The sequence below is a fragment of the Paraburkholderia flagellata genome, assembly GCF_021390645.1.
GTDB lineage: Bacteria > Pseudomonadota > Gammaproteobacteria > Burkholderiales > Burkholderiaceae > Paraburkholderia > Paraburkholderia flagellata.
Map to the genome: position 1 here is coordinate 206,733 of NZ_JAJEJT010000002.1, position 26,427 is coordinate 233,159.

26 protein-coding genes are annotated in these 26,427 nt (G+C 64.2%); 14 read left to right on the forward strand and 12 right to left on the reverse strand.

Features of this window, described 5'->3' with window-relative positions:
- Positions 1–110 precede the first annotated feature (110 nt).
- Positions 111–941, reverse strand: coding sequence for a helix-turn-helix domain-containing protein (locus tag L0U83_RS15295; protein ID WP_233884325.1), 831 nt, complete (start codon positions 939–941; stop codon positions 111–113).
- 198 nt (positions 942–1,139) lie between these two features.
- Between L0U83_RS15295 and L0U83_RS15300 the strand changes: the two genes are divergently transcribed.
- From L0U83_RS15300 to L0U83_RS15310, 3 genes are all read left to right on the forward strand, one after another.
- Entirely contained in the window at positions 1,140–1,301 is a 162-nt protein-coding gene (locus tag L0U83_RS15300; protein WP_233884330.1) for a hypothetical protein, read from the forward strand.
- 233 nt (positions 1,302–1,534) lie between these two features.
- Positions 1,535–1,969, forward strand: a complete 435-nt coding sequence (locus tag L0U83_RS15305; RefSeq protein WP_233884333.1) for a DoxX family protein — start codon at positions 1,535–1,537, stop codon at positions 1,967–1,969.
- Positions 1,970–2,039: 70 nt separating this feature from the next.
- Positions 2,040–2,309 carry a hypothetical protein gene (locus L0U83_RS15310; RefSeq protein ID WP_233884334.1) on the forward strand — a complete coding sequence of 90 codons (270 nt, stop codon included), beginning with the start codon at positions 2,040–2,042 and terminating at the stop codon, positions 2,307–2,309.
- Positions 2,310–2,373: 64 nt separating this feature from the next.
- On the opposite strand, the gene L0U83_RS15315 is transcribed toward L0U83_RS15310, so the two are convergent.
- Positions 2,374–3,843 carry an MFS transporter gene (locus L0U83_RS15315; RefSeq protein WP_233884336.1) on the reverse strand — a complete coding sequence of 490 codons (1,470 nt, stop codon included), beginning with the start codon at positions 3,841–3,843 and terminating at the stop codon, positions 2,374–2,376.
- A gap of 128 nt (positions 3,844–3,971) precedes the next feature.
- Positions 3,972–5,273 carry an MFS transporter gene (locus tag L0U83_RS15320; protein WP_233884338.1) on the reverse strand — a complete coding sequence of 434 codons (1,302 nt, stop codon included), beginning with the start codon at positions 5,271–5,273 and terminating at the stop codon, positions 3,972–3,974.
- A gap of 384 nt (positions 5,274–5,657) precedes the next feature.
- Here L0U83_RS15320 and L0U83_RS15325 point away from each other — a divergent pair, with 384 nt between their 5' ends.
- A complete protein-coding gene (locus L0U83_RS15325) occupies positions 5,658–6,392 on the forward strand; it encodes a response regulator transcription factor (RefSeq protein WP_233884340.1) in 735 nt (244 codons plus the stop codon).
- A gap of 124 nt (positions 6,393–6,516) precedes the next feature.
- On the opposite strand, the gene L0U83_RS15330 is transcribed toward L0U83_RS15325, so the two are convergent.
- Together L0U83_RS15330 and L0U83_RS15335 are read right to left on the reverse strand one after the other, a co-directional pair.
- Positions 6,517–6,786, reverse strand: coding sequence for a hypothetical protein (locus L0U83_RS15330; RefSeq protein WP_233886528.1), 270 nt, complete (start codon positions 6,784–6,786; stop codon positions 6,517–6,519).
- A 242-nt stretch (positions 6,787–7,028) separates the two neighbouring features.
- Complete coding sequence (locus tag L0U83_RS15335; RefSeq protein WP_233884342.1) at positions 7,029–7,361, reverse strand: hypothetical protein; 333 nt, start codon at positions 7,359–7,361, stop codon at positions 7,029–7,031.
- A gap of 225 nt (positions 7,362–7,586) precedes the next feature.
- Between L0U83_RS15335 and L0U83_RS15340 the strand changes: the two genes are divergently transcribed.
- On the forward strand, positions 7,587–10,757 hold the full coding sequence (locus L0U83_RS15340) for a transglycosylase domain-containing protein (protein ID WP_233884346.1): 3,171 nt from the start codon (positions 7,587–7,589) through the stop codon (positions 10,755–10,757).
- An 86-nt stretch (positions 10,758–10,843) separates the two neighbouring features.
- Here L0U83_RS15340 and L0U83_RS15345 read toward each other — a convergent pair whose 3' ends face one another.
- The gene (locus tag L0U83_RS15345; RefSeq protein ID WP_233884347.1) at positions 10,844–11,392 is read right to left on the reverse strand and encodes a glycine zipper family protein; all 549 of its coding nucleotides are present in this window, start codon (positions 11,390–11,392) and stop codon (positions 10,844–10,846) included.
- 25 nt (positions 11,393–11,417) lie between these two features.
- Positions 11,418–11,816: a hypothetical protein gene (locus tag L0U83_RS15350; protein ID WP_233884348.1), complete on the reverse strand. Its 399-nt coding sequence runs from the start codon at positions 11,814–11,816 to the stop codon at positions 11,418–11,420.
- A 476-nt stretch (positions 11,817–12,292) separates the two neighbouring features.
- On the opposite strand from L0U83_RS15350, the gene L0U83_RS15355 reads away from it, so the two are divergent.
- The gene (locus tag L0U83_RS15355; RefSeq protein WP_233884349.1) at positions 12,293–12,571 is read left to right on the forward strand and encodes a chemotaxis protein CheW; all 279 of its coding nucleotides are present in this window, start codon (positions 12,293–12,295) and stop codon (positions 12,569–12,571) included.
- Positions 12,572–12,592: 21 nt separating this feature from the next.
- Here the strand turns inward: L0U83_RS15355 and L0U83_RS15360 are convergent, their stop codons facing one another.
- Positions 12,593–13,318: a TetR/AcrR family transcriptional regulator gene (locus L0U83_RS15360; protein WP_233884350.1), complete on the reverse strand. Its 726-nt coding sequence runs from the start codon at positions 13,316–13,318 to the stop codon at positions 12,593–12,595.
- 194 nt (positions 13,319–13,512) lie between these two features.
- Here L0U83_RS15360 and L0U83_RS15365 point away from each other — a divergent pair, with 194 nt between their 5' ends.
- From L0U83_RS15365 to L0U83_RS15380, 4 genes are read left to right on the forward strand one after another with little or no spacing between them, the layout of a single operon-like run.
- The gene (locus tag L0U83_RS15365; RefSeq protein WP_158759228.1) at positions 13,513–14,694 is read left to right on the forward strand and encodes an isovaleryl-CoA dehydrogenase; all 1,182 of its coding nucleotides are present in this window, start codon (positions 13,513–13,515) and stop codon (positions 14,692–14,694) included.
- Between the two features lie 25 nt (positions 14,695–14,719).
- Entirely contained in the window at positions 14,720–16,327 is a 1,608-nt protein-coding gene (locus L0U83_RS15370; protein WP_158759229.1) for a carboxyl transferase domain-containing protein, read from the forward strand.
- A gap of 18 nt (positions 16,328–16,345) precedes the next feature.
- Positions 16,346–17,134, forward strand: coding sequence for an enoyl-CoA hydratase/isomerase family protein (locus L0U83_RS15375; RefSeq protein WP_233884353.1), 789 nt, complete (start codon positions 16,346–16,348; stop codon positions 17,132–17,134).
- Between the two features lie 33 nt (positions 17,135–17,167).
- Positions 17,168–19,177: an acetyl/propionyl/methylcrotonyl-CoA carboxylase subunit alpha gene (locus L0U83_RS15380; protein WP_233884355.1), complete on the forward strand. Its 2,010-nt coding sequence runs from the start codon at positions 17,168–17,170 to the stop codon at positions 19,175–19,177.
- Positions 19,178–19,317: 140 nt separating this feature from the next.
- On the opposite strand, the gene L0U83_RS15385 is transcribed toward L0U83_RS15380, so the two are convergent.
- Together L0U83_RS15385 and L0U83_RS15390 are read right to left on the reverse strand one after the other, a co-directional pair.
- A complete protein-coding gene (locus tag L0U83_RS15385; protein WP_233884356.1) occupies positions 19,318–20,163 on the reverse strand; it encodes a helix-turn-helix domain-containing protein in 846 nt (281 codons plus the stop codon).
- A gap of 37 nt (positions 20,164–20,200) precedes the next feature.
- On the reverse strand, positions 20,201–20,758 hold the full coding sequence (locus L0U83_RS15390; RefSeq protein WP_233884357.1) for a carboxymuconolactone decarboxylase family protein: 558 nt from the start codon (positions 20,756–20,758) through the stop codon (positions 20,201–20,203).
- A 335-nt stretch (positions 20,759–21,093) separates the two neighbouring features.
- On the opposite strand from L0U83_RS15390, the gene galU reads away from it, so the two are divergent.
- The 3 genes from galU (at position 21,094) to L0U83_RS15405 (ending at position 24,272) form a co-directional block, all read left to right on the forward strand.
- Positions 21,094–22,038 (forward strand): UTP--glucose-1-phosphate uridylyltransferase GalU, encoded by a 945-nt coding sequence (galU, locus tag L0U83_RS15395; RefSeq protein WP_233884360.1) that lies wholly within the window; start codon positions 21,094–21,096, stop codon positions 22,036–22,038.
- Between the two features lie 171 nt (positions 22,039–22,209).
- Positions 22,210–22,947: a response regulator gene (locus L0U83_RS15400; RefSeq protein WP_028202613.1), complete on the forward strand. Its 738-nt coding sequence runs from the start codon at positions 22,210–22,212 to the stop codon at positions 22,945–22,947.
- The gene (locus L0U83_RS15405) at positions 22,944–24,272 is read left to right on the forward strand and encodes an ATP-binding protein (RefSeq protein ID WP_233884362.1); all 1,329 of its coding nucleotides are present in this window, start codon (positions 22,944–22,946) and stop codon (positions 24,270–24,272) included. The genes L0U83_RS15400 and L0U83_RS15405 overlap by 4 nt, the downstream gene beginning before the upstream one ends.
- Positions 24,273–24,365: 93 nt before the next feature.
- On the opposite strand, the gene L0U83_RS15410 is transcribed toward L0U83_RS15405, so the two are convergent.
- Both L0U83_RS15410 and L0U83_RS15415 read right to left on the reverse strand, forming a co-directional pair.
- Complete coding sequence (locus tag L0U83_RS15410; RefSeq protein WP_233884363.1) at positions 24,366–25,106, reverse strand: hypothetical protein; 741 nt, start codon at positions 25,104–25,106, stop codon at positions 24,366–24,368.
- Positions 25,107–25,374: 268 nt separating this feature from the next.
- Positions 25,375–25,851: a carboxymuconolactone decarboxylase family protein gene (locus tag L0U83_RS15415; RefSeq protein WP_233884364.1), complete on the reverse strand. Its 477-nt coding sequence runs from the start codon at positions 25,849–25,851 to the stop codon at positions 25,375–25,377.
- A 66-nt stretch (positions 25,852–25,917) separates the two neighbouring features.
- On the opposite strand from L0U83_RS15415, the gene L0U83_RS15420 reads away from it, so the two are divergent.
- Positions 25,918–26,424, forward strand: coding sequence for a MarR family winged helix-turn-helix transcriptional regulator (locus tag L0U83_RS15420; RefSeq protein WP_233884366.1), 507 nt, complete (start codon positions 25,918–25,920; stop codon positions 26,422–26,424).
- Positions 26,425–26,427 lie beyond the last annotated feature (3 nt).

Here is a 26,427-nt window from a genome sequence, read left to right on the forward strand (position 1 = left end):
CGCTGTGCGTCAATTTGCGCGATCGGTGCGTGCGCACGAATCCGGAATGACTATTCCCGCTCGTTTCACGAGCCAGGCATGGTTCAACACGCGTGATCGCGTAATATGGTTCAACACGCGTGATCGCGTAATGCCTGCGCCGTTTGCGGATCGGCGGGAAAGAACGCTTCGATTGCCAGCTCGGAAAGCGTGATGTCGACTGGTGTGCCGAACACGGTGGTCGTGCTGTAGAACGCCAGTTCGCCAAGCACTGTGCGCACGCGCAGCGGCACGGCAATGTGATGCGCGATCGGCTCGGCGCCCGCATTCACTACGCCCGGCGGCGTGGGATACGACGCGAGTTCCTCGTGCAGCGCGGCGAGCGCGGGGTCGGCGCTCGCATCGATCTGACGTTGCAGGCGCGTCAGCAGATGCGCTCGCCACGCGTGCCAGTTGACGATGCGCGGCGCCATGCCCTCGGGATGCAGCGAAAGGCGCAGTGCATTGATGGGCGCGGCGAGCAGCGCAGGCGATGAGTCGCCGATGAGCGGCGCGAGCGCGCCGTTCGTCGCGACGATATTCCAGTGGCGGTCCACGGCTACGGCGGGATAGGGCTCGTGCCCACGCAGCACGAGATCGACCGCCTCGCGCGCGGCGGCGAGCTGCGGGTCGTCGAGCGCGCGCTCGCGATAGAGCGGCGCGTAGCCCGCCGCCACCAGCAGCGCGTTGCGCTCGCGCAGCGGCACATCGAGTTGCTCCGCGAGATGCATGACCATCTCGCGGCTGGGCAGCGCGCGGCCCGACTCGACGAAGCTCAAATGGCGCGTCGAAATCTCGGCTTCGGTGGCGAGCAGCAGCTGGCTCATGCGCCGGCGCATGCGCCAATCGCGCAGCATCTCGCCGACGCTGCGGCGCACAGTGCCGGACGGCGCGGCCGGGACAATGGAAGCGAGCGTGTTCATGCCGCCGATTCTAGCGAAATGCGTGGTCGAAGCGATTACGTATGAGGTAAAGATGCGGTCTGGCGTTGCCGACAACGGATATATGAAAACCTTGGGTTTATGTCCCTGCTGCATTCGTGGACGACGTTTACCGTGTGCCGCGCTATCGCCTAGAATGAAAAATCTCACGAACTGTGGCGTCGCGCAGAGGAGACTGCCATGAGGGAAACCGTTGTTGCTTATCTGCTCGGACCAGGCGTCATGTTACTGGTGTGCGCGGCCATGTGGGCCGTGTCGCGCCGCAGCAGGGGCACGCTCGAGGCGCGCCTGACTCGCTGGCTCGACGCGCATCGGCCGCACGGCATGCATCACAAGCATTGAGCGTGCCAGCATCGCGGCGGTTTGCGCGATGTGTCATTGCATCGCGAGCGGATTGCCGCGGTGGCTGTCAGGTAAATTCCATAGCATTCCGAATTAATTTCCGGGTAAGTCTGCTTCGCTCCAGCGCTCGGTGCGCCCTTCTGCGTACGGCCTCGTCTGCCATTCCTGCATCAATTCGAGGGAACTGACCGTGCGCCTCGCGGTCATTCCGATATTGCATACCGGAGCCCTCCATGACCCGACCCGCCGATTCCTTCATCATCTTCATCGCTCGCCTCGCGCTCGCCATTCTGTTTCTCTGGGGCGGTGCCATGAAGCTGCTGGGATACGCGGGGTTCGTCGGCTACCTGCACTCGAAGGGCGTGCCATATGCCTCGTATGGCGCAATCGCGGCGACTGCAATCGAACTGCTCGGCGGCATTGCGCTCGTGCTGGGCGTGCGCACGCGCCCGGTTGCGTTCCTGCTGGCCGTGTACGCTATTGTCACGGCGATACTTGGCCATGACTTCTGGAACGTGACCCAGGCCGCGGCGCAACAAGATGCGGTCATTCACTTCTGGAAGAACGTGGCGATCGCGGGCGGTTTCCTGCTGCTGACGGTGACGGGCGCGGGACGTGCTTCCATTGATGGCATGCGCGCGCCGCGCGGCGGCGGCCTGCGAGGCTGACGCCTTTGCATGGCGAGGCGCGAGTGTCGAATCACAACCACCGGGCAACCGGGTGTAGAGGGAGCAGGCCTTGATACAGAACTTCGACTTCAACGTGGCAGGCAAGACCGAGCAGTTCTGCGCGAGTCTTGCGGAAGACGGCACGCGGCGCGTGTTCATCAGCTACGCGGATTCCGCGAAGACGCTGGTGATCCTCGACGCCACCGGGCTCATCGGCGCGCTCAAGGCAGAGCTCGAAGAGCCCGACCAGCTGATTGCTCACGCCATCCGCAAGGCGCAGAACGATGGCTTGATCGCCCGCGCGATCGACTCCGGCGCGATTCAGGAGGCGTCGCTGTAGTTTGGCACTGTAGTTTGGCGCCGCAGTACGTCACCAGAGTTCGCCACCTCAATTCGCCATTGCATCAGCGCGATTCCGATTCGTTCATCCGCGCCGGCGTGACACGGCGCGCGCCCGCATGCGCGGGATCGGTTTTCACGAACCACGCGAGCCCGGCCGCCGTGAGCAGGAGCGCCGTCGAGACCGCGGTTTCCGCACGCAGGCCGGCCACCACCTGCGCCGCGCCCGCGCCGCCCGCGAGCGCACCGAACGCCGCCACTCCCACCGCACCGCCTGCCTGACGCGCCGTATTGAGCAGCGCCGAGGCCGTGCCCGCGCGCGCCGGCTCGACCGAGGAGAGCACGGCCGTCGTCATCGCCGGCACGGCGAGGCCCATGCCCGAGGGAATCAGCAGGAAGCCGGGCAGCACGAAGGCGAGCGGCGTCGAGGCGTCCACGCCGGTCAGCAGCGCGTAGCCGGCACCCGCGATCAGCGCGCCGACGATCATCGGCCGACGGGTGCCGTAATGCGCCACCACATGGCCGCTCACGATGTTCGAGAGCAGGAACCCGCCGGTGAGCGGAATGAACGCGAGGCCCGCCTGCAACGGCGTTTCGCCCCGCGCATGCTGCAGGTAAAGCGCGAGCACGAACACGGTGCCGTAGTACGTCAGATTGACGCAGATACCGAACAGCACCGCCGCGCTGAACGTGCGGTTGCGCAGCATGGCGAGCGGCACCATGGGATCGCGTGTGCGCGCTTCGAGCGAGACGAACGCAAAACCCGCCACGAGCGCGAGCGCAAAGCCGCCCGCCACGGCCCAGTGCACGAAGCCGAGCGGCCGCCATTCGATTACGGCGCCCGTAAAAGCCGTGAGCGCCACGATGGCGAGCAGCTGGCCGCGCACGTCGAGGCTGCGCACGGCGCTCGCGCTGGCGGCGTTGGAATCGCGCGCCTGGCGGCGCGGCGCAGGAATCCACGCAAGGGTGGCCCAAAGTCCGGCTGCGCACAGTGGCAGGTTGACGAGGAAAATGCTGCGCCAGCCGAACGCCGCGATCAGCAGGCCGCCCGCCACCGGGCCGGCGGCGATCGAAATGGCGCCCGCTGCGGTCCAGAAGCCCACGGCGCGTGCCCTGAGCCCGCGGTCGTGGCGGCACGCTTCATTGAGCAGCGCGAGCGAGTTGGGCAGCATGGCCGCCGCGCCCGCGCCCTGCACCGCGCGGGCGGCGATCAGCATGGCAGGATTGGCAGCAAGCCCGCAGGCCAGCGAGGCGAACGCGAACACGACGAGACCGGCGGCGTACAGTCGGCGCGCGCCGTAGCGGTCGCCGAGCACGCCGCCCGAGAGCATCAGCACCGCGAAGGCGAGCGTGTAGGCGTCGACGATCCATTGCAGGCCCGCGACGTTCGCATGGAGATCGTTTGCGACACGCGCGAGCGCGATATTGACGATGGTGACGTCGAGCTGCGTGACGACGAACCCAATGCTGACGGTTGCGACGATACGCGTGAGCGCGGGCGTGAAACGGACGGGGGTGGGGTGTGAGGTATTCATGCGCCCATGGTAGGGCGCTCGCCGGCTTCGACGTTTCAGCGCGAGGTGAATCGTCGAAGCCGCCGGCAAAAATGGTGCCGGACCACAGGCGGGCGTCCAGTGTGCATTCAGAGCACACTGAGGCGCACTTACTGCTCCCGATGCGTGTCCTTGAAGAACAGCGTCGTGATCGCGCCGAGCACGCAAATCGCGGCCACATAGTAAGTGGGCGCGAGCGGCGCGGACTTCATCAGCAGCGCGACGACGATCGGCGTGAGGCCGCCGAACACGGCGTACGCTACGTTGTACGAGAACGAGATGCCCGAGAAGCGCACCACGGGCGGGAACGCGTTCACCATCACGTACGGCACCGCGCCGATCGTGCCGACCAGCAGCCCGCAGAGCGCATAGAGCGGCATGAGCATCGAGGTGTCCACGGCGATCTGGCGGAACAGCACATAGTACGAGATCGCGAGCGCAATGCCGCCGATGGCCAGCACGCGGCGCGCACCGAAGCGGTCCGCGAGCGCGCCCGCGCTCACGCAGCCCACCGTCAGGAAGAGCGTCGCCACGCAGTTCGCGAGCAGCGACGTGGTGGCGTCGAGATGAAACTGCTTCTGCAGCAGCGGCGGCGTCATCAGGATCACGACGACGATGGCGGCCGAAAGCATCCATGTGAGCAGCATCGAGACGATCACGGCGCGGCCATGGTCGCGCAGCACGGCCTTGAGCGGAATTTCGTCGGCGAGCGACTTGCGCGCCTTCATCTCCGCGAACACGGGCGTTTCGTGCAGCCACTGGCGCAGATACACCGAGAACATGCCGAACAGGCCGCCAATCAGGAACGGAATGCGCCAGGCATACGCGGAGATATCGCTCGGGGCGTAGTGATGATTGACGGCCGCGGCGATCAGCGAGCCGAGCAGGATGCCGAACGTGAGGCCCGCCGTGAGCGTGCCGCACGCATAGCCGATATGGCGGCGCGGCACGTGCTCGGAGACGAACACCCATGCGCCCGGCACCTCGCCGCCCACGGCTGCGCCCTGGAGCACGCGCAGCGCAAGCAGCAGCACGGGCGCGAACACGCCGATTGTCGCGTAGGTGGGCAGGCAGCCCATGGCGAGCGTGGGCAGCGCCATCAGCAGCACGGAGAGCGTGAACATGCGCTTGCGGCCGAGCAGGTCGCCGAAGTGCGCCATGACGATGCCGCCGAGCGGTCGCGCGAGGTAGCCCGCCGCGAAGATGCCGAAGGTCTGCAACTGGCGCAGCCAGTCGGGAATCGTTGCGGGGAAGAACAACTGGCCGATAGCCGGCGCGAAGAACACGAAGATGATGAAGTCGTAGAACTCGAGGGCGCCGCCGAGTGCGGCGAGCCCGAGCGTCTTGTAGTCGCTGCGGGTGAGCGCGCGCGCAGCGGCAGGCGTGCGCACGCCAATGTCTGTTGCTTGCATTTCCGAAAAACCAGGATGTTGTTATGTACGACGTTGTATGTAGCGCGTGAAGAACGCGCGTGGACGTCCGTGATGGCCGAATTTGCCTGGTGCGCGCGTGGCGCGGGGGCGGCGGTCGTCGGATAGGCGGGCGCAAGGGTGGGGCACGGCAACAGCGCGTTCGCGCGGGTGGGCGGACGTGCCGACGAGTTCAGGCCAGCCCGCAATTCTACAGGAAGCTTGCAAGCCGCCAGATACGGGCCTGGCGCGCTTGCGTCGGTGCGCGCGCGCGCCGCTGTGGGAAAACGACGAAGCCGATTGGATTTAAGACTCGTCCGATGGCCGGATTTTGCACATATCCACAGAATCGCCCGTTTCGATATCCGATCCATCAAAGGAACCAACATGCGCATCGCGATTTTCCAGCGCGACGCTGACCATCGCCAGCAACTCGAGCGCGTGCTGACGCAATGCGGTCACGCCTGCGTTCCGTTCGGCGACGCCCTCACGCTTGCAAGGACGCTGGCCGCATCGACCGTCGACATGCTCGTGCTCGACTGGCAAGGCTCGCAGGTCGCCGGCGCGGAGCTGCTGAGGACGTTGCGGGCGGTGAACGGCAGTCAGATTCCGGTGCTGTTCGTCTCGGAGGACGCGTCCGACGAAAGCGTGGTGCGCGCGTTTGCGGTTGGCGCGGACGACTATGTGGGCCTGCCAGTGTGCCCTTCGGTGCTGCGCGCGCGCGTAAATGCGCTTCTGCGCCGCGCGTTTCCCGACCGCTACGAGAACATGACGATCGACGCGGGTCCCTATCGCTTCGACATGCGGCGTCAGGCTGTCAGCGTGCACGGCAAGCCCGTGCTGCTCTCGACTACGCAATACCGGCTCGCTGCGCTGTTCTTCTCGAATATCGGACGCGTGCTTTCGCGCGATCACATTTACGCGATGGTGTGGGGGCGCGAGTTGCATACGCTGACCCGCACGATCGACAGCCACGTGTCGCGGTTGCGCCTGTTGCTGGAGATCGAGACGCCGAACGGCTTCCGGCTGCAGCCGGTGTACAAGAGCGGCTACCGGCTGCTGCGCTTGCAGGACGAAGATGAGGCGCTCGCCGCCGAAGGCGCGGAGCTCGAGTCGGCTTGAGGCGAAGCGCGGCGATCAGGTGACTAGATAAAAAAGACGGCGGCACGCATTGCGTGCCGCCGTCTTTTTCTTGGTGCGTTGACTGGTTTGTTGCGCGCAGCGCGCGGCAACTGGCGCGGCAAATTCAGCGCGCGAGGCCGAGTCCTTGCAGCACGGCGTTGCCTTCCGTCGTCAGGCGAATGCGCGCGTCACCGGCGGCGTCCTGTACCTGCTCGACAAGGCCGGCTTCCTTGAGCATGGGAATCTCCGGTTTGGCATGCGCGTCGATCGGTGCGTGCAGCAGCAACAGGAGGGTCGCAAGCTCGTGGTGGCTGAGCAACCGGCGCAACAAGGTGCGGCGAGCGGGCTTCGCGCCGGCCGTTGCCTCGCTGTTGACCGGCTTCGTCGCCTGGATTTGCGGATCTTGCTGGTTCACGGAACCTCCTGCTGCGTTCGTTTCATCTGAGTGAAGCGATGATGCGGACGAAGACTTAAGCGATTCTTAAAACGCCTGGCGAAAATGTGTCAGCGCGCTACACGGCGCGTATGAATGTAAAAGGCTGTAATAGAAGGGCGCCAAGCTGCACGAAAAGGCACGAAAACGCTTTCAATACGCACACATCGCGGCTGCGGCCATGAAAGCCGCGCGTCAAATGTTCAAGGTGCGCAGGTTTTACTCGCACCCTCGATCCACAGGTTCGAGGCGTGGCGTTTGCCGGCGTAATAGCGGTAGGTCGTTGCGCCATTGTCGGTGCGGACCTTGATGACGTTCGAGTCGCCGAACTCGAGCATCTGGCCTTGCGGAAGCGGTGAGGTGGTAAAGCTGGCGCCGTGACGCTGGGCTTCCACGGTCAGGCAGGAGATCACGTCCCGGACCGACCGGTTGGTTGTGGAATCGATGACCGGCTGACCTGCATCCGGGTCGCTCTGAAACCACGCGCACGCGCCGAGCGTGAGCGAAAGGGCAAGGGGCACGGCAAGCTTCTTCATATTTCCCGGTATCCAACGAAATAGCCAATCATTATATCGGGAGCATCTCCCGTGCCACGGGGATGACGCAAAATGCCGCAAAACTGTCACGCGGCGGGCATAGGTGTTGCAACAGTGCGACGTGCGTGCGGAGCCCTACATACTGGCACGCAAGAACTTGCGGAGCGAGATAGACTATCTGAGGGGTGCCGTCTGGAAATCTGACTAGACGTCAGGAGAATACGCATGAACCGCCCTTCGGTACGCTTTCCTGTTCGCGCCGCTGGCGCTGGCTCACTCTTCAGGTGGGTCAAGTGGGGATTCGTCGTCGCGTTTCTGGCTGCACTCGTCATCATCGCGCGCATCGTACAGATCGAAATCGATACGTCACGCCTGCAGGCGCGCTACCTCTCCGAACTCACGCGCGACATAGGCTTTACGGTCGAGAACGGGCCGAGCCACAGCATCCGCTTTCCCACTACGAATGGGCCGTACGATGTGCGGCTCGGTTATGCGCAAATGCCCACCTTCGAGAACCGGCTTGCGGAACGCGGTTTCGCGATCGCGGCGCAGGCGCGCGATTCAGATCGCATGATCGCCGTCGCCGACCAGGGGCTTTTCCTGCCGTTCGAAGAAAAGGATCAGGCCGGGATCGTGCTGCGCGACGCGTCGGGTGCGACGCTGTTCCATACGCGCTATCCGCAGCGCGCTTACGAGAATTTCGACGCCGTGCCGCCCGTGGTGCGCGACTCGCTGCTTTTCATCGAAGACAAATACCTGCTGGCCCCCGACCAGCCGAACCGCAACCCGGCCATTGACTGGGGGCGCTTTAGCCGCGCGCTCGTCGACCAGGGCGCGCGCCTCGTGAACCGGCATCAGCAGACCCCGGGCGGCAGCACGCTCGCCACGCAGATCGAGAAGTTCCGGCACTCGTCGGGTGGCCGCACCTCCACGCCGCCGGAGAAGCTGCGCCAGATCGCGTCCGCTTCGCTGCGCGCCTACCTGGACGGCCCGCAGACCATGCCTGCGCGCCAGCAGATTCTGGTGCACTACCTGAATTCGGTGCCGCTCTCCGCCAAGCCGGGTGTGGGTGAAGTCAACGGTCTCGGCGACGGGCTTGCCGCCTGGTATGGGCGCGACTTCCGCGACGTCAACCGGATCCTGCGCGGGCCGCTTACGCCCGAGACGCTCGACGCGCAGGCGCTGGCATTTCGCCAGGTGCTCTCACTGCTGATCGCCCAGCGCGCGCCTTCGTACTTCCTGCAAAAGAACAACGACGGACTCGCGAAACTGACCGATAGCTACATCCGCTTGCTCGGCGCCGGCGGCGTGATTACGCCCGCGTTGCGCGACGCCGCGCTCGCCACGCAACTCACGCTCGACCGCTCGAAGCCGTCCCAGCGCGCGCCGGTTTCATTCGTGGAGCGCAAGGCGGTGCTGACGCTGCGCACCCAGCTCATGCAGGCGCTCGGACTGACGACGCTTTACGACCTCGACCGCCTCGACCTCACCGCCACGGCCACGCTCGTCGACAGCGTGCAGCAGGCCGTGAGCGACCGCCTCGCCGACGCCGCGACGAAGGACGGCGCGCGCCAGGCGGGTCTGGTCGGCTTCGAGATGCTGCGCCCCTCCGACGATCCTTCGAAGATCGCGTATAGCTTCACGCTGTTCGAGCGCAGCAACGGCGAAAACCTCGTGCGCGTGCAAACGGACAGCGTGAACCAGCCGTTCGACATCAATTCGGGCGCGCGCCTGAATCTGGGGTCGACGGCGAAGCTGCGCACGCTCGTGACGTATCTGCAGATCGTGAGCGCGTTGCACGCGCGCTACGCGGCCGATGACGCGAAGTCGTTGCGCGCGATGCTGCCGCAAGTCGATCCGAGCGACGCGCTCACGCGCTGGGCGATCGACTATCTTTCGAAGACGTCCGACCGCTCACTGCATTCCATGCTCGAAGCGGCAGTGGAGCGCAAGTACTCGGCCAGCCCAGGCGAGACGTTCTACACCGGCGGCGGCGCGCAGAGCTTCAACAATTTCGAGTCGAGCGACAACGCTCAGATTCTCACCGTGCACCGCGCGTTCCAGCATTCGGTGAATCTGGTGTTCGTGCGGCTCATGCGCGACATCGTTCACTACGAGATGATCCAGACTTCGGGGCCGCCCGCGCAATGGCTCGACGACCCGGCTGTGCGCACGCGTTTTCTCACGCAGTTTGCCGATGGTGAGAGCCAGGTCTATATGAAGCGCTTCTACACGCGCTACGCGGGCAAGAGCAACGACGAAGCGCTGGCGATCTTGCTGCAGCACACGCGCAAGGGTCCGGCGCGCATTGCGACCGTGCTGCGCAGCGTGAAGCCCGATGGGCAGCTGCCGTGGTTCGACGCACAGATGCGCGCGCAACTAAAGAACACGAAGTTCCAGTGGCTCGACGACGAAGACCTCGCGCACTACTACGACAAGTACGCAATCGACAAATTCAACCTCAACGACCGTGGCTATATTGCGGGCATTCATCCGCTCGAACTGTGGCTGCTGAATTACTTGCACGCGCACCCAGATGCGACGCTCGCGCAGGTTCAGCAGGCGAGCCGCGACACGCGGCTCTATACCTACTCGTGGCTCTTCAAGACGAAGTATCACGCCACCCAGAACCGGCGCATTCGCCACATGATCGAGCTGCGCGCGTATGACGCGATTGGCAAGTCCTGGCGCGCGGTCGGTTATCCGTTCGACAGCATCACGCCTTCGTATGGCGCGGCAATCGGCGCGTCGGGCGACCGGCCCGCGGCGCTCGCGCAACTCATCGGCCTCATATCGAGCAACGGCGAAAAGCTGCCGACGCATAGCTTCGAGTCGCTCGACTTCGCGCGCGGCACGCCCTACGAGACACACTTCGTTCATGCGTCCACGCCGCCGCAGGCACTGGTTTCGCCTGAGATTTCGCAAGTGGTGCGCGAGTTGCTGACGTCGGTGGTGGAGGGCGGCACGGCCAAGCGCCTCGCCGACGGCATGACGCTCCCCGACGGCAAGACGCTGCCGGTCTACGGCAAGACCGGCACCGGCGACCAGCGCTTCAACGTGTACGCGCCGGGCGCGCGGCTGATCGAATCGCGCAAGGTGAACCGCAGCGCGACCTTCGTGTTCGTGATCGGCAACCGCTTCTACGGCACGCTCACGGCATGGGTGCATGAGCCGTATGCGGCGCGCTACACGTTCACGAGTGCGCTGTCCGTGCAACTGCTGAAGTCGCTTGCGCCCGTGTTGCAGCCGCTGCTCGAATCGAGGTCCGGGACGCCGGGCGATGCGAAGCCCGATCCCGTGCACGCCGCGCAGCAGATGACGCTCATCGACCCGCAATCGGGCGAAATGCGCCGAGTGGTGTGGAACGGCAAGGCGCTCGAATTCGACGAGCACTGATCCGGTTTATTCGGCATCCAAAGCAAAACGCGGGGCTTGGCGCATGCGCCAGGCCCCGCGTTCTTCTTTATGCGGACAATACGGCTTCAATATCCGCTGGGCGGCGGAGGCGCCGAGCCCGGCGGGGGCGGCGGCAAATAGCGCGGTTGCGGCGCTGTCTGGAATTGCTGCTGCGGCGCCTGAAACTGCTGGGGTTGCGACATCGTCATGTTGCCGGGAGCCGGGATGCGGTTGCCGGTGGCGTACATGCATTGCAGATAGGCGTAGTCGTAGCGGCGCTGCACGTCCCACGCGGAGCCCTGGGCGTTGCCCATGCCGACCGCACTGCCCGCAAGCAGCCCCGCGCCTGCCCCAATGGCCGCACCCTGGCCGCCGCCGAACGCGGCGCCTGCGGCCGCGCCGAGCGCCGTGCCCACTACGGCGCTGCCCAGGCCGGCGCCCGTCGCCGCCTGGTTCGCGGTGACGCCGCCTACCTGCTGGAAGGCGAACTGGCGGCAATTCGCGTCGTCGACGCGGAACTGGTCGAAGGATTTGCCCGTGCCAGGCAGGGCCATCACGCTCGGCCCCGTGGGCGTCACGGCGCATGCGCTCAGCAGCCCCGCCGCGGCGAGTAGCGCGAGATACGTGTATTTCATTTGCGGCTCGATATCGTCAAGGTGATCAGTTCGAAGGCGCAGGCTGGGCGGGAACCGCGCGCCAGCCCGACGAACATTGCTTTACATAGGGATAGTAGGTTTTCGACTCGTCGCAGTAGTACCAGGTGTCGGCGTTTGCCTCCTGGTCGCCTGCTGCATCGCCGGGCGGGACGTTGACTGGGCCCTGCTGCGCGTCCATCGCGGGGGCGCCGGCTTGCCCCTGCTCGATGTAGTCGGGCGCCTGTGCAGGCGGTGGCGCGACGATGACGGGCGGCGGCCCGTAGTAGTACGGCACGGGCGCGACCGGGTAGTAATACGGCACGCCGGCGCCGACATACACACCGACATGCGCCGCCTGCGCTACGCCGCACACGCCGATAAGCGCGGCCGCAGCGGCCCCGAGAAACAGTTTCGACCTTCTCACACACGATCTCCAGAAACGGGCAGGCTGGGACAACGGCGCGCGCCAGCCAATTATCGAACGCTATGACATTGGCGGAGCCAATGCAATTACGCGAATTGCGCCGATTTTTCGAGTTGTTACAGACGGTGGCGGGTTTATGGGGTGCGAAGGCCGCCCGAAGCGCGAACGGCGCGCAACTGCCTGCTTCGCGGCCCATGTTTCGCAGAAATGCGCACAGTGAGAGACGGGCACGCGCCGCCCGGTTGTAACAATTGGATATCGATGCGCTTACCGCTTGCGCTCAATACGCACATGGACGGCACACAAATCGAAAAGCCAATTCGATTTTCCGAATGTGGGCCCATCGTTGGATTGACATAGACTTCTCGCGCCTCACCACTCCAACGTGCCGCAGCACGCTCACATAATTAATAAGGACTGCGAGATGATGGAAATTCTTACTTTTCTTGTCGTGATGTCGCTGCTGGCGGCGCGCGATGTACGGCATGCCGCCGTATGAGGATCTCACGCGCGCGAAGGTGCTGATCGTCGAATACGAGCGCGAAAAATACGGACTGCTTGTCGATTCGGTCGAGGATATCGTGACGCTGAACGGCTCGGCCCAGCTCGCCTTGCCGCAGGCACTCACGCGCAGTGAAGGCGCGCGCGTGCACAACGACATGGGCGAAGCCGAGGAACTGCCGGGCAAGGGCACGTTGATGTTGCTCGACCCCGCTTCGCTTTGCGCGCGAGTGGCCGAGGAAGCGGCGGTTTGATCGCTGGCCAGGGCGCGCCGGCTAGCGCGCGGCGCGTTCGCGCTCGAGCCGGCGCACGGCTTCGCCCACGTCCTGGCTGAACTGCGCGAGCGCGGCGAGTTCGAGATTGGGCGGTTGCAGGGCCGACCAGAGCGCGTCCACGAGCCGGTCGGCCGTGGCGTCGATGTTCGTGCGGCGGTTGGCGAGCGTCGCGTCCCACAGCACGTGCTCCATGGGGCCGAATACGAGCGAGCGCAGCAGCCGCAGCGGCAGGTCGTTGCGGATCTGCCCGCTTTCCTGACCGCGCGCCAGCACGCGCATGAGCGGCGCCGTGTAGCGGCGCTGCATTTCCGTGAGCGCTTCGCTCAGATCGTGGTGCCGCGTGCGGCCCTCCGAGAGCACCAGTTCGCAGATGCCGGTGCCGCTCTCCAGCATCAGTTGCAGATGCATGCGCACGATAAATGCAAACTGCTGGCGCACGGTGCCGTCGCGCGGCAGGCCGCCTTCGATCGCGGCGATCGATTCGTCATACCAGTCGCCGATCACGCGCGCGCACAACTCCCGCTTGCCCCGAAAGTAGCTGAACACCGTCGCCTCGGACACGCCCAGGCGCTGGGCGATCTCGGCCGTGGTGGCCCGTGCGTACCCTTTTTCAGAGAACACTTCGCGCCCCGCCTGCAGGATTTCCCGCACGCGCTGCTGCGACTTGCGGCCCGCCGGCTGGCGGCGCGACGCGGGCAGGACGGCTTTCTGGGCGACGGCTTCCATGTTGAGCTTGATTCAATTCACGTCAAGGTGGAATTCATTATCTACGAAAGGAGCGCCGCTGGACAAGGAGATTTCATCTGTATGACAAGTTGAGCGTCACTCAAAAATACCTATTGACGTTAACGTAAATGTGGCGTGAAATGTGCGTCCATGGGGCGAAGCACCGCCCGGATCGAGATTCTCAGGAGACACACATGAGCAACGTACCCGGTTTGCAGTTCCCGCTAGGCGAAGAAGTCGAAATGCTGCGCGACAGCATCGCTGGTTTCGCAGCGAAGGAAATCGCGCCGCGCGCGGGCGAAATCGACCGCACCGACCAGTTCCCCATGGACCTCTGGCGCAAATTCGGCGACCTGGGCGTGCTCGGCATGACGGTCTCGGAGGAATACGGCGGCGCGAACATGGGCTACACGGCGCATATGGTCGCGATGGAGGAAATCTCGCGAGCGTCAGCCTCGGTCGGCCTTTCGTACGGCGCGCATTCGAACCTGTGCGTGAACCAGATCCATCGCAACGGCACCGAAGCGCAAAAGCGCAAATACCTGCCGAAGCTCGTTTCCGGCGAGCACATCGGCGCACTCGCCATGAGCGAGCCGAACGCGGGTTCGGACGTCGTGAGCATGAAGCTGCGCGCGGAAAAGAAGGGCGACCGCTACGTGCTCAATGGCACGAAGATGTGGATCACCAACGGCCCGGATTGCGACACGCTGGTCGTCTATGCGAAAACCGATCCTGAAGCGGGTTCGCGCGGCATTACGGCGTTCATTGTCGAGAAGGGCATGAAGGGCTTTTCGGTTGCGCAGAAGCTCGACAAGCTCGGCATGCGCGGCTCGCATACGGGTGAACTGGTGTTCCAGGACGTGGAAGTGCCTGAGGAGAACATCCTCGGCCAGCTCAACGGCGGTGTGAAGGTGCTGATGAGCGGCCTCGACTACGAGCGCGCCGTGCTCGCCGGCGGCCCCACGGGCATCATGGCCGCGGTCATGGACGCCGTCGTGCCGTACATCCACGACCGCAAGCAGTTCGGTCAGGCCATTGGCGAGTTCCAGCTCATTCAGGGCAAGGTCGCCGATCTCTACACGACGTACCAGGCGTGCCGCGCGTATCTCTACGCAGTGGGCCGCCAGCTCGACACGCTCGGCAAGGACCATGTGCGCCAGGTGCGCAAGGACTGCGCGGGCGTGATTCTCTACACCGCGGAAAAGGCCACGTGGATGGCGGGCGAGGCCATTCAGATTCTCGGCGGCAATGGCTATATCAACGAGTATCCGGTTGGGCGTCTCTGGCGTGACGCGAAGCTCTACGAAATCGGCGCGGGCACGAGCGAGATTCGCCGCATGTTGATCGGCCGTGAACTGTTCGCGGAAACAATGTAATCCTAAGTGATTGAGGGAGAACGGGATGCCGGTCATCGAATCGAAGCTCAATCCGCGCTCGGAAGACTTCAAGGCCAATACCGCAGCACTTGAAGCGCTCGTCGCGGACCTGCGCGAGAAGATCCAGAAGCTTTCGCTGGGCGGCGGCGAGGCCGCGCGCGACAAGCACCTCTCGCGCGGCAAGCTGCTGCCGCGCGATCGCATCGCGCAATTGCTCGATCCGGGCACGCCGTTTCTGGAGTTCTCGCAGCTCGCGGCCTACGGCATGTACAACGACGACGCGCCGGGCGCAGGCATCATCACGGGCATTGGGCGCATCGCGGGCCAGGAGTGCGTGATCGTCTGCAACGACGCCACCGTGAAGGGCGGAACGTACTATCCGGTCACGGTGAAGAAGCACGTGCGCGCGCAGGAAATCGCGCAGGAAAACAACCTGCCGTGCGTGTATCTCGTCGATTCGGGCGGCGCCAACCTGCCGAACCAGGACGAGGTGTTTCCGGACCGCGACCACTTCGGCCGCATCTTCTACAACCAGGCGAACCTTTCTTCGCAGGGTATTCCGCAGATCGCCGTCGTGATGGGCTCGTGCACCGCAGGTGGCGCGTATGTGCCGGCGATGAGCGACGAGTCGATCATCGTGAAGAACCAGGGCACGATTTTCCTGGGCGGACCGCCGCTCGTGAAAGCGGCGACGGGCGAGGAAGTGAGCGCCGAGGACCTGGGCGGTGGCGACGTCCACACCCGTCTTTCCGGCGTGGTCGACCATCTCGCGCAGAACGACGCCCATGCGCTGGCCATTGCGCGTTCTATCGTCGGCAACCTGAACCGCACGAAAACGCCGCCCGTGGTGTTGCGCGAACCGCTGCCGCCGCGCTTCGACGCGAAAAGCCTTTACGGCGTGATTCCTGTGGACACGCGCAAGCCTTTCGACGTGCGCGAGGTGATCGCCCGCATCGTCGACGACTCGGCTTTCGACGAATTCAAGGCGCGTTACGGCACCACGCTCGTGACCGGCTTCGCTCACATCTGGGGCCACCCGGTCGGCATCATCGCGAACAACGGCATTTTGTTCTCCGAATCGGCCTTGAAGGGCACGCATTTCATCGAACTGTGCTGCCAGCGCAAGATTCCGCTGGTGTTCCTGCAGAACATCACGGGCTTCATGGTGGGCCGCAAGTACGAGAACGAGGGCATTGCGCGCAACGGCGCGAAGATGGTGACGGCAGTGGCCACCGCAAAAGTGCCGAAATTCACGGTCATCATTGGCGGCTCGTTCGGCGCGGGCAATTACGGCATGTGCGGCCGCGCGTATTCGCCGCGCTTCCTGTGGATGTGGCCGAACGCGCGCATTTCGGTGATGGGCGGCGAGCAGGCTGCATCCGTGCTCGCCACGGTGCGCCGCGACGGCATTGAAGCGAAGGGCGGCACGTGGAGTGCCGAAGAGGAAAATGCGTTCAAGCAGCCGATCCGCGACCAATACGAATTGCAGGGCCATCCGTATTACGCAAGCGCACGCCTTTGGGACGACGGTGTGATCGACCCCGCGCAAACGCGCGACGTGCTCGGCCTCGGCCTTTCCGCCACGATGAATGCGCCGATCGAAGAGACGCGCTTCGGCGTGTTCCGCATGTGATGCGTTGAGGACCAGATAATGCAATACGAAACGCTCACCGTAGACATCGTCGGGCACGTGGCGACTGTCACGCTCAATCGCCCGGACGTGCGTAATGCCTTCAACGAGACGATGATCGCGGACGTCACGGCTGCTTTCACGGCGTTGGGCGCACGCGACGACGTGCGCGCGATCGTGCTCGCCGGTAATGGCAAGGCCTTCTGCGCAGGCGCGGACCTGAACTGGATGCGCAAGATGGCCGGTTATTCCCACGAGGAGAATCGCGCCGACGCCATGCGTCTCGCGCATATGCTCTCGGCTGTCTATCGCTGCCCCAAACCGGTCGTCGCGCGCGTGCATGGCGACGCCTATGCGGGTGGCATGGGCCTCGTTTGCGCGGCGGATATCGTGGTGGCCGTGGAAACCGCGCACTTCTGCCTTTCCGAAGCGCGCCTCGGTCTGATGCCCGCAACGATCGCGCCTTACGTGATCCGCGCGCTCGGCGAGCAGGCTTCGCGCCGCTACTTCGTGACCGCCGAAGCTTTCGATTGCGCCACCGCGCAGCGGCTTGGTCTCGTGAGCGAAGCCGTGAGCGCGGAAGCACTCGACGCGACCGTGCAACGCATTACCGAAACGCTCTGCGCAAATAGCCCGAACGCCGTGCGCGAGTGCAAGCAGCTCGTGCAGGACGTCGCGAGCCAAACGATCGACAACGCTTTGATCGAAGACACCGCCGTTCGCATCGCGCGTATTCGCGCGAGCGAGGAGGGGCGCGACGGCGTGTCGTCGTTCCTTGAAAAGCGCACGCCGCGCTGGCGCGATCAATAAGGCAAGAAGCAGGCAACGAAACGAGGACAGCACATGTTCAACAAAATCCTGATTGCCAACCGCGGCGAAATTGCATGCCGGGTTGCGGCTACGTGCAGGCGGCTTGGCGTGAAGAGCGTGGCCGTGTACTCGGACGCCGACGCGAATGCCAAGCACGTCGCGGCCTGCGACGAAGCCGTGCATATCGGCGAAGCGGCCGCTGCGCAAAGCTATCTGCGCTTCGAGCGCATTATCGAAGCCGCACGCGCCACGGGTGCGCAAGCCATTCACCCCGGCTACGGTTTTCTTTCGGAGAACGAAGACTTTGCGCATGCGTGCGAAGCGGCTGGCATCGTCTTCATCGGGCCGCCGGTCGGGGCGATCGCCGCCATGGGCTCGAAGGCGGCTGCGAAGGCGCTGATGCATGCGGCGTCCGTGCCGCTCGTGCCCGGCTATCATGGCGACGATCAGGACCCCGCGCTCTTGCAGCGCGAAGCCGACGCAATGGGCTACCCCGTACTGCTCAAGGCGAGCGCGGGTGGCGGCGGCAAGGGCATGCGCGTGGTCGAGCGCAGCGATGACTTCGCGGCGGCGCTCGCTTCGTGCAAGCGCGAAGCGGCCAGCAGTTTCGGCAACGACCGCGTGCTGATCGAGAAATACCTCACGCGGCCGCGCCACGTCGAAGTGCAAGTGTTTGCCGACAAGCACGGCGGCGCGGTCTATCTGTTCGACCGCGACTGCTCGGTGCAGCGCCGTCACCAGAAAGTGCTCGAAGAGGCGCCCGCGCCGGGCCTGGAAGAAAGCGTGCGCCGCGCCATGGGCGAGGCGGCCGTGGCCGCGGCGCGTGCCGTGCACTACGAGGGCGCGGGCACCGTCGAATTCATCATGACGGGCGCCGACTTCTACTTCATGGAGATGAACACGCGCCTGCAGGTCGAACATCCGGTGACGGAAATGATCACGGGACTCGACCTCGTTGAATGGCAATTGCGCGTGGCCGCGGGCGAGCCGCTGCCGCTCGAGCAGTCGCAGCTTTCGATCACGGGCCATGCGCTCGAAGCGCGCATTTACGCGGAAAACCCGGCGCGCGGCTTCCTGCCCTCCACGGGCACGCTCAAGCATCTGCGCATGCCCGAGGGTGTCGAGTTCCGGCTCGGCGACGCAGGCCAGCGCGCGAGCGTGCGCATCGACAGCGGCGTGCGCGAAGGCGACACCATTACGCCGTTCTACGATCCGATGATCGCCAAGCTGATCGTGCACGGCGCGACGCGCGAGGACGCGCTGGCACGCATGGAGCGCGCGCTCGAAGCGTGCGAGGTGGTGGGGCCGCATACGAACGTCGAGTTTCTGCACCGGCTCGTGACCTGCGAGCCGTTCGCGAGCGCCGATCTTGACACGGGCCTGATCGAGCGTAATCACGATGCGTTGTTCTCGCCGCAGGAGAAGCCGGTTCGCGAAGCGCTTGCGCTCGCGTGTGCGGCGCTGCTTGGCCGTGAGGGCGGCGCGGCGCACAGTGCGTCTCCGTGGCAGTCGCTCGCGCATTGGCGCTTGAATAGCGGCTTCGCGCAATCGCACGCCTGGCGCGATGTCGAAAGCGATACCGCGTTCACGGTGGCGCATACGCATGACGACGGTGAGCAAACGCTGGCCTATGCGGGGCACGCAGCGCGCTACACGTGGTGGCGCGGCGAGGGCGCGGACGAATACGGCGCGACTATCGACGACAAGCGCGTGACGGGTCGCGTATTCATCGACGGTGACGTGTTTCATGTGTTCTGCCTCGGCACGGCGATGGCGTTCGAGTGGCAGAACCTGCTCGCGCATGCCGCCGACGCGGAGCACGGTGAGGGCCGCCTGACCGCGCCCATGCCGGGCAAGGTGATCGCCGTACTGGTCGAGCCGGGTGCCGTGGTCGAGAAAGGCGCGCCGCTCATCGTCATGGAGGCGATGAAGATGGAGCACACGATCGGCGCGCCAGCGGCTGGTAAGGTTACCGAAGTATTGTACGGCGTAGGCGATCAGGTGGCGGACGGCGCACAATTGCTCGTGCTCGAAGCCGCCTGACGATGCTTGAAGCGATTTGACTCGCAGGGCCGATGAGTGTTCTCTGGCTTCCCTGTAGCCGGAAAACGACGTGAGAGTTTTTCCCTGGGGCGCTCTGCTGTGGCGGAGCGCCCTTTTTTTCGCTTGCGGGAAGGAAACACTTAGCGTTCCTTCGCATGTGCAACAAGCAGTTCCCGATGTCTCGCTTCGGTGGCGTCGTCGGCGGGGAACATGCATTCGAGGCGCAATTCCTGGGCGGCGACGTTTTGCGGCGTGCCCACGCTCGTCACCATCGAAAAATAGCGAAGCACGCTGCCGTTGCTGATGAAACTCAGCGGAATCACCGGCATGGAGGGCGTGCCGGTCGATCCATGATGGGCTTTCCAGTCGCCCGGCACGCCGGGGTACGCAAGCAATTCATCGAGAAGCGTGCGTGTTTCATCGTCGATCACGCGGCCGACTGCTTCGCGATAGACACGTTGCAGCAGGCTTCGCGAAACGTTCTCCCAGTCCGCGAGGAATGGGCGCATGCCCTGAGGATCGAACATCAGATGCAGCAGGTTGCGCTGGCCTGCGCGCGCCGCCATGTCGATGAAGTGGCCGAAGAAGCGCGGCGCGGCGTCGTTGGTCATCAGCACGTTCCAGTGCCGGTCCATGACGATGGCCGGAAACGGATCTTGCTGGCGAATGACGCGCTCCAGCGCGCGCACGACGTGCTGCATTTCCTGCGCGTTCCACGGCGCTTCCGAATAAACGGGCGCGTAACCCGCCGCGAGCAGCAGGGCGTTGCGCTCGCGCAGCGGCACGTCGAGTGTTTGTGCAAGGGTGAGCAGCGTGTCACGGCCCGGCACGCTGCGCCCGCTTTCGATAAAGCTGATCTGCCGCTGGGAGATCCCCGCATCCAGCGACAAATCGAGTTGACTCACGCCACGCGCATCCCGCCAATAGCGCAACAGGGTGCCAAGTTCGCTTTGCGGCGCGTGTTGGTCGGGGAGCGTGGGGTTCATCGGTCCTCCGTGGTTGAAGTAAGCAACGATAGCGGACTCACGCCGCGTTCGCACGCCAGGCGAATTGCTCGAACTGCGCTTCGAGCGCCGGGTGTGTCACGCTCGCCGTGTAGTTCGTGATGGCCGATGCGGCGACCGCCGCGATGACCTCCAGCGTCTGTTCGGCGCTGAATCCAGCATCGAGAAAACGCTGCTGGTCTTCGCCAGAAATGCGGCCGCGCTTTTCGATCAGCGTGCGCGCAAGCGTCGACAAGGCAGCCAGTTGCGCATCGGCGGGCAGGCGGCCGTGGCGCATCGCTTCGACATCGGCGCGGCTTACGCCTTCCTTCAAGGCTAACGCCGTATGAAATGCAACGGGCCATTCGGCTGCATTCGCGACCGCGTTGGTCAGCAGCAGTGTCTGGATCTGCGGCTCGGTCAGGCTGCTAGAGTGGACGCGCTGGAACACGCTGAAAAAGCCGCCGATCAGCACAGGCGAGTTGGCCATTTTCGCCGCGATGTTCGGGATCATGCCGAACGTCTGCTGCAGTTGCTGGAGCACGGGTTGCGATTGCGCGGGTGCGGACTCGATCGTATGTTGATGATAGTTTGACATGCTGACTCCTGGATGTTGAGCGCCACCGGATTGGTGACGCGACAGCCGAAGAGTAGAAGCGCCGGCGCGCTTCGCCAATTACATGCCATGTAATCGCCGCGCTGCGCAGGAATGGCGTGCCTTGCGCGTGCAGCCTGTGGCCGCCTTCATTCACGCGCACTTCGCGCGTAAACAGTGCGATCATGGAGTTTGGCTTTTCGGCAGACCTTTCCGGCCGAACCCGGGGAACCTGTCGCCGAGCTGATTTACCACATGGGGAGATCGGGGGTCGGAGCGCAAATCCCACACCTTTCGCCATGGTCGTCACGCTCCTCTACCAGACAGGTGAGGTCATCATGCTTGGTGTTCGTAAGGCTGTGTTCCCGGTGGCGGGAATCGATACGAGCTTTCTGCCGGCAACGAAGGCGAGCCCGAAGGAAATGCTGCCGATCATCGACAAACCGCTCATTCAATATGCTGTTGAGGAAGCGATAGCCGCAGGCATTACGGAACTGATATTCGTCACGGGCCGCGGAAAGCGTGTCATCGAGGATCATTTCGACAAGTCCTACGAGGTCGAACATCGATTGAGGGCGCGAGGCAAGCAGAATCTCGTCGAACTCGTGCAGAACATCAAGCCGGCCAATGTCGAGTGCATCTACGTTCGCCAAGCCGAGCCTCTTGGCCTCGGCCACGCCATACTTTGCGCAGAAAAGCTGATAGGCGACGAACCGTTCGCAATTGTGCTCGCTGACGACCTGCTCGACGGCAAGCCCCCGGTTCTCGCGCAAATGGTCCATATATTCAGCCATTACGATTGCTCGGTTCTCGCCATTGAAGAATTCGAATCGTGCGAGTCGACGAGTCATGGCGTGATCGACGGCCGACATTGGGACGAGCGTGTGATCAACGTCAGCCGCATCATTGAAAAGCCGACGCCCGAACTGGCGCCGTCGAGCTTCGGGGTTGCCGGACGCTATGTGCTTATGCCAAGCATCTTCGCGCATTTGCGTTCGGTGAAGCCAGACTTGAATGGCGAGATTCAATTGACGCCCGCCATTCATTCAATGCGCGAGGAAGAGCAGGTGCTGGCCTACGAGTTCGTTGGCAAGCGCTACGACTGCGGCACCAAGCTCGGCTACGTTCAGGCGACGGTCGACTTCGCCCTGCGGCATGCGGAATTGCATGAGACATTCGATGCGTGGTTGCGCGAGCGCGTTGGCGCGCCGCAACTGGGTGCGTGGGCAACGGGTTCGATGCTGAATCAGCCGGCTTCGGGCGCCCCGGTGATCGCGCATTGAAGCGATGCCATATTGCATAGGAGAATTGAACGATCCGTGTGAACGGACTGGCTCCATAGCGTCGGTAGGTCGGGACCTGATGATTCCGCCCTTTTTCAAGGGTGATGCAAGGAAAGGAATGGTAAGAAACGCTGGAAGGTTCCGGCCTTCCCGCTGCTTTAAAATCGCGGCATGAATCCTAGCGTCCTCATTGTCGACGACGATCCCGTCGTGCGCGATCTGCTGAGCCGCTTTTTGCGCTCGCATAACTTCGATACGGCCGTGCTGCACGACGGCGTCCACCTCCAGCGCCGTCTCGAGCGCGAGCGTCCGTCCATTGTGGTGCTGGACATCATGATGCCCGAGACCGATGGCCTCGAGGCCATCGCCGCCTTGCGCGCGGCCGGCGACGACATTCCCGTTATTTTCGTCACGGCGCGCGGCGCGGTGAGCGACCGCATTCGCGGGCTCTCGCTGGGTGCGGACGACTATTTGCCGAAACCTTTCGATCCGCACGAACTGCTCGTGCGCATCCAGAACATTCTGCGTCGGCGCGGCCCGTCCACCGCCAGCGCGCCAGAAGCGCGCCGGCGCTACCGGTTCGGCGACTTCGAGCTCGACTTCACGATGCGCACGCTCTCCTGCGGCGACACTCAAATTCCACTGAGGGAAAGCGAGTTCGCATTGCTGAAGGTATTCGCCACGCATCCCTACAAAGTGCTTTCACGCACGCTGATCCACGATATCGTGCACCGCGACGAGCGCGAGTTTCACGAACGCAGCCTCGACGTGCCGATATGGCGCCTGCGCCGCGTGATCGAGGCTGATCCGTCGAATCCGCGCCACATCCAGACGGTGCGCGGCAAGGGCTATGTATTCGTGCCGGATCCGGCGAATTATTCGGAGGCGCACGGCGCAGCAATTCAGTGAGAAGTCCGTTGAATACGCTGTTCGGGCGCATGGCGTTGCTCTCGGCGGCTGTTTTGCTTTCCATGCAGCTCGGCTGGTTTTTGCTGCTTGCCCGCCAGCCGCCGCGCCATGAAGTCGATGGTTTCGCGCGCGGCGTTCTGCTCGCGCTGCGCGTGGCCAGCGAGGAGCACGTCGGAGGCGGCACGCTGCCGCCTCCGGTGCATCTGGGCGGCTCTCTGGAGCCGCCGAAGGACGGCGACCTGAGCGCCGTGCTGCGCGTGCACCGCGTGCCGGTGTGGAACGTGCCCAAGGACATCCATCTGCACGAACCGACGCGCCGGCCGCTGGTCGACCTGACGCGCCATCTGCGCGAGCAATTGCCGCCCGGCACGCAGTTCGCCGTGGACGATGCGCGGCCCCCGCAACTGTGGGTGCGCTTTCCGGGCAGCACGGCCTGGGTCGTCGTGCCGGTCGATATTCCGCCGCCGCCGCGTTTCGTCATCGAAGGGATTTCGATGTTGCTGGCAGCGCTTACGCTGTCGTTCCTTGCGGCCTGGCAGATCCAGAAACCACTGGCGAGTCTCGCGCAGGCGGCGCGCCGGTTCGGCACGGGTGAGCGCATTGCGCCACTCGAAGGCAAGGGGCCGCGCGAACTGCGCGAAGTGAGTGCGTCGTTCAACGATATGATGCGCTGCGTGAACGAGGCCGAAGACGACCGCGTGGTGATGCTGAGCGGCATTGCGCACGATCTGAAGACACCGCTTACACGGCTCAAGCTACGCGCGACCCTGATGGCCGAGGAGTCGGAGCGCAATGGCATGCTGCGCGACGTCGATTCGCTCACCCATATCGTTCAGCAGTTTCTGGAGTTCGCACAACAGTCGCCTGACGCGGGCAGGCTGCTGAGCGTCGATGGCTTTCTGCAAAGCCAGTTTGGCAATCCTGATGAAATCGAGGGCGGTAACGGGCCGCTGTTCATGCTCAATTTGCGAGCGGGTCCCCGGTTCGAGCTGCCGCAGGTCACGCTGGATCGGCTCGTCACAAATCTGGTCGACAACGCGCTCGAGTATGGCGCACCGCCGGTCGAAATCTCGACGGCGATCGAAAACGGATCGTGCCATATACGCGTGCGCGATCACGGCCCCGGTATCGAGCCCGAGCGGATTCCGGCTGCCATGAGGCCATTCGTACGCCTGAATGCGGCGCGTGGCGGCGAAGGCCACTGCGGCCTCGGGCTGACCATCGTCGCGCGGCTCGCGCGCGACAGCGGCGGGCATTGCGACGTCGAGAACCATCCCGAGGGCGGCCTGCTCGTGCAACTCAGCTTTCCTGCCGTCCACAACTGATACGCCAGCACGAAAAAAAGCGCGCCGAGCCCTCGCGGACCGGCGCGCAAACGTGCCAACGCTTGAAAAGCGGGCGCTTGTGGACTGACTGGGTCAGGCCGTCGTGCTGACGAACAGGCCGCTTGCGGCGCCCGAGCCCTGCTGTTGCAGGTTGCTGGCGAGCGACGTGAGGAATTGCTGAAGCTCGGACGTCGTGCTGCTGGAGGAACTGCTCGACGATGCGCCCATGGCCGTCAAGAGGTTCTGGAAGTCCGACGTCAATTCGCTATCCGAACTACTGCTGCTCGACGAGCTGCTTGCGGTGCTCGAATCTGAGGACGCGCTGCTCGAAGCCGACGAAAGCGACTGCGCGAGGTTCGAGATTGCCGAAGCGAGATCGCTGCCGTAGCCGGGCGCCGACGAGGGCGGTGGAGGCGGCGGCATCATCGCTGCCGCACTGCTCACGCTGCTCGTATCGCTCGACGTGGACGACGTGCTGGAACTCGAAGCCGCAGCCGTCGCAGACGCAGCGCTTGCGGACGAAACCGTGCTGCTGTCGCTGCTGTCGTCAGTGCCCGTCGCGGTGACGCCGCTTTGCTGCGCCGCGGCCTGGAAAAGCGCGCCGAGGAATTGCTGAAGCGCGGCGGCAAGTGCCTCGGGCGACGTGGCCGACGTGCTCGACGTCGAATCAGTGGAACTCGACGAGGAATCGGAACCGGTGGTGCTCGCCGACGCACTGGACGTGCTGTCCGTGGTGAAGCCGAGCGACGAGAGCGCCGAGGCGATGGCGGCAGCCAGCGGATTGACGTTGTTCGAGTCCGACGAGGCGTCCGATGCCATGGGCATGCCCGACATCTGGCCGTTGCTCGCGGTTTTCCCTTGCGCCTGGGAAGCCGCCCAGGTTGAATACAGCGAGTTTGAGTTGGATAACGCGCTTATCGACATGTTTAACCCCCCGGTGAATGTGCGATATGGTCGATGCCCGATCGAGATGGCTGGTCGGGCCACTCAGTCGGCGCAATCGTATGCCGTCTTTCGCTGCTGGGGGCGGCTTTGTAATTGGAGGAAAGGGTTCAGGTAAGAATCTCGCGCAATCCTTACCTTTCCTTTCCTCAGTGTGCTGTCAGGCTGCTTCGTCGCGCACCGGCGGCGCAAAACGCAGCGCTACGGCAATGCGGTTCCACGCATTGATATTCGCCACGGCAGCGGTCAAGAACGCCATCTGCTCGCCGGGAAATTGCCGCGCAACGGCTTCGTAAAGCGCGTCGCTCACGCCTTCATGGAGTTTCGCGCTCAGCGCCTCGGTGTAAGCCAGCGCGGCGCGTTCACGCTCGCTGAAGCATTCCGGCGCCTCATGCCAGGCGGCCACGAGATCGAGTTTGACGCGCGGCACGGCCTTTTCGCGCGCAATGTTGAGGTGGTACTGAATGCAGAAGGCACAGCCGTTGATTTGCGAGGCGCGGATTTTCAGCAGCTCGGTGAGCGGCTTTTCGAGCCCGGAGGCGTCGACGGCTTTGCTCATGGCGGAGAGCGCTGCGGCCACGGGGGCGGCGTCGCGCACAAAGGTTTCGTAAGCAATACGGGTAGAAGCGCTGGACATGACTGGACCTCGCGAAGTTTGGCCATTAATATCAGAGCACGAACATCATATTCGAACTCTGATATTATGCGCAAGACAGTGAAGAAAGACCCGGCTATGAAGAGGGGGGAGCACGTGAGCGCCATTCCGGAGGTCGGCGAGGGCAAGCGCGGCGAGGCGGGCTATTTTGGCTACTTGCTGCGTCAGGCCGGCGCTGCCCATCGTTTGCGCATGGAACGCGCGCTCGACGATCTCGGCATCACGCCGCCGCAATTTGTCGTGCTGACCATGCTGGCGGCTTACCCGGGCATTTCGGGCGCCGATCTCGCGAGGCTCGCGGCGCTCACGCCGCAAACGGTGAGCGTGATCGTCACGAATCTCGAACGCGGCGGCGCGATTGTGCGCCGCCCGCACGCGGTGCACGGGCGCATTCAGCAGATCGATGTGACCGATGAGGGCGAGGCGCTGCTCAGGCAGTGCCGCACGCGCGTGAAGAAGCTGGAGGCGCGCATGGCCGCGGGCTTCACGGCCGAAGAGGAGCAGGTGATCCGGCGCTGGTTGGTGAGCGTCGCGCGCGAGGACGTCGCCAGCTAAGTG

Excerpts from the sequence above, each read along its gene's own strand:
- L0U83_RS15295 (WP_233884325.1), bottom strand. The coding sequence starts at position 941 with ATGAACACGCTCGCTTCCATTGTCCCGGCCGCGCCGTCCGGCACTGTG.
- L0U83_RS15300 (WP_233884330.1), top strand. The coding sequence starts at position 1,140 with ATGAGGGAAACCGTTGTTGCTTATCTGCTCGGACCAGGCGTCATGTTA.
- L0U83_RS15305 (WP_233884333.1), top strand. The coding sequence starts at position 1,535 with ATGACCCGACCCGCCGATTCCTTCATCATCTTCATCGCTCGCCTCGCG.
- L0U83_RS15315 (WP_233884336.1), bottom strand. The coding sequence starts at position 3,843 with ATGAATACCTCACACCCCACCCCCGTCCGTTTCACGCCCGCGCTCACG.
- L0U83_RS15320 (WP_233884338.1), bottom strand. The coding sequence starts at position 5,273 with ATGCAAGCAACAGACATTGGCGTGCGCACGCCTGCCGCTGCGCGCGCG.
- L0U83_RS15325 (WP_233884340.1), top strand. The coding sequence starts at position 5,658 with ATGCGCATCGCGATTTTCCAGCGCGACGCTGACCATCGCCAGCAACTC.
- L0U83_RS15335 (WP_233884342.1), bottom strand. The coding sequence starts at position 7,361 with ATGAAGAAGCTTGCCGTGCCCCTTGCCCTTTCGCTCACGCTCGGCGCG.
- L0U83_RS15340 (WP_233884346.1), top strand. The coding sequence starts at position 7,587 with ATGAACCGCCCTTCGGTACGCTTTCCTGTTCGCGCCGCTGGCGCTGGC.
- L0U83_RS15345 (WP_233884347.1), bottom strand. The coding sequence starts at position 11,392 with ATGAAATACACGTATCTCGCGCTACTCGCCGCGGCGGGGCTGCTGAGC.
- L0U83_RS15355 (WP_233884349.1), top strand. The coding sequence starts at position 12,293 with ATGTACGGCATGCCGCCGTATGAGGATCTCACGCGCGCGAAGGTGCTG.
- L0U83_RS15360 (WP_233884350.1), bottom strand. The coding sequence starts at position 13,318 with ATGGAAGCCGTCGCCCAGAAAGCCGTCCTGCCCGCGTCGCGCCGCCAG.
- L0U83_RS15365 (WP_158759228.1), top strand. The coding sequence starts at position 13,513 with ATGAGCAACGTACCCGGTTTGCAGTTCCCGCTAGGCGAAGAAGTCGAA.
- L0U83_RS15370 (WP_158759229.1), top strand. The coding sequence starts at position 14,720 with ATGCCGGTCATCGAATCGAAGCTCAATCCGCGCTCGGAAGACTTCAAG.
- L0U83_RS15375 (WP_233884353.1), top strand. The coding sequence starts at position 16,346 with ATGCAATACGAAACGCTCACCGTAGACATCGTCGGGCACGTGGCGACT.
- L0U83_RS15380 (WP_233884355.1), top strand. The coding sequence starts at position 17,168 with ATGTTCAACAAAATCCTGATTGCCAACCGCGGCGAAATTGCATGCCGG.
- L0U83_RS15385 (WP_233884356.1), bottom strand. The coding sequence starts at position 20,163 with ATGAACCCCACGCTCCCCGACCAACACGCGCCGCAAAGCGAACTTGGC.
- L0U83_RS15390 (WP_233884357.1), bottom strand. The coding sequence starts at position 20,758 with ATGTCAAACTATCATCAACATACGATCGAGTCCGCACCCGCGCAATCG.
- galU (WP_233884360.1), top strand. The coding sequence starts at position 21,094 with ATGCTTGGTGTTCGTAAGGCTGTGTTCCCGGTGGCGGGAATCGATACG.
- L0U83_RS15400 (WP_028202613.1), top strand. The coding sequence starts at position 22,210 with ATGAATCCTAGCGTCCTCATTGTCGACGACGATCCCGTCGTGCGCGAT.
- L0U83_RS15410 (WP_233884363.1), bottom strand. The coding sequence starts at position 25,106 with ATGTCGGGCATGCCCATGGCATCGGACGCCTCGTCGGACTCGAACAAC.
- L0U83_RS15415 (WP_233884364.1), bottom strand. The coding sequence starts at position 25,851 with ATGTCCAGCGCTTCTACCCGTATTGCTTACGAAACCTTTGTGCGCGAC.
- L0U83_RS15420 (WP_233884366.1), top strand. The coding sequence starts at position 25,918 with ATGCGCAAGACAGTGAAGAAAGACCCGGCTATGAAGAGGGGGGAGCAC.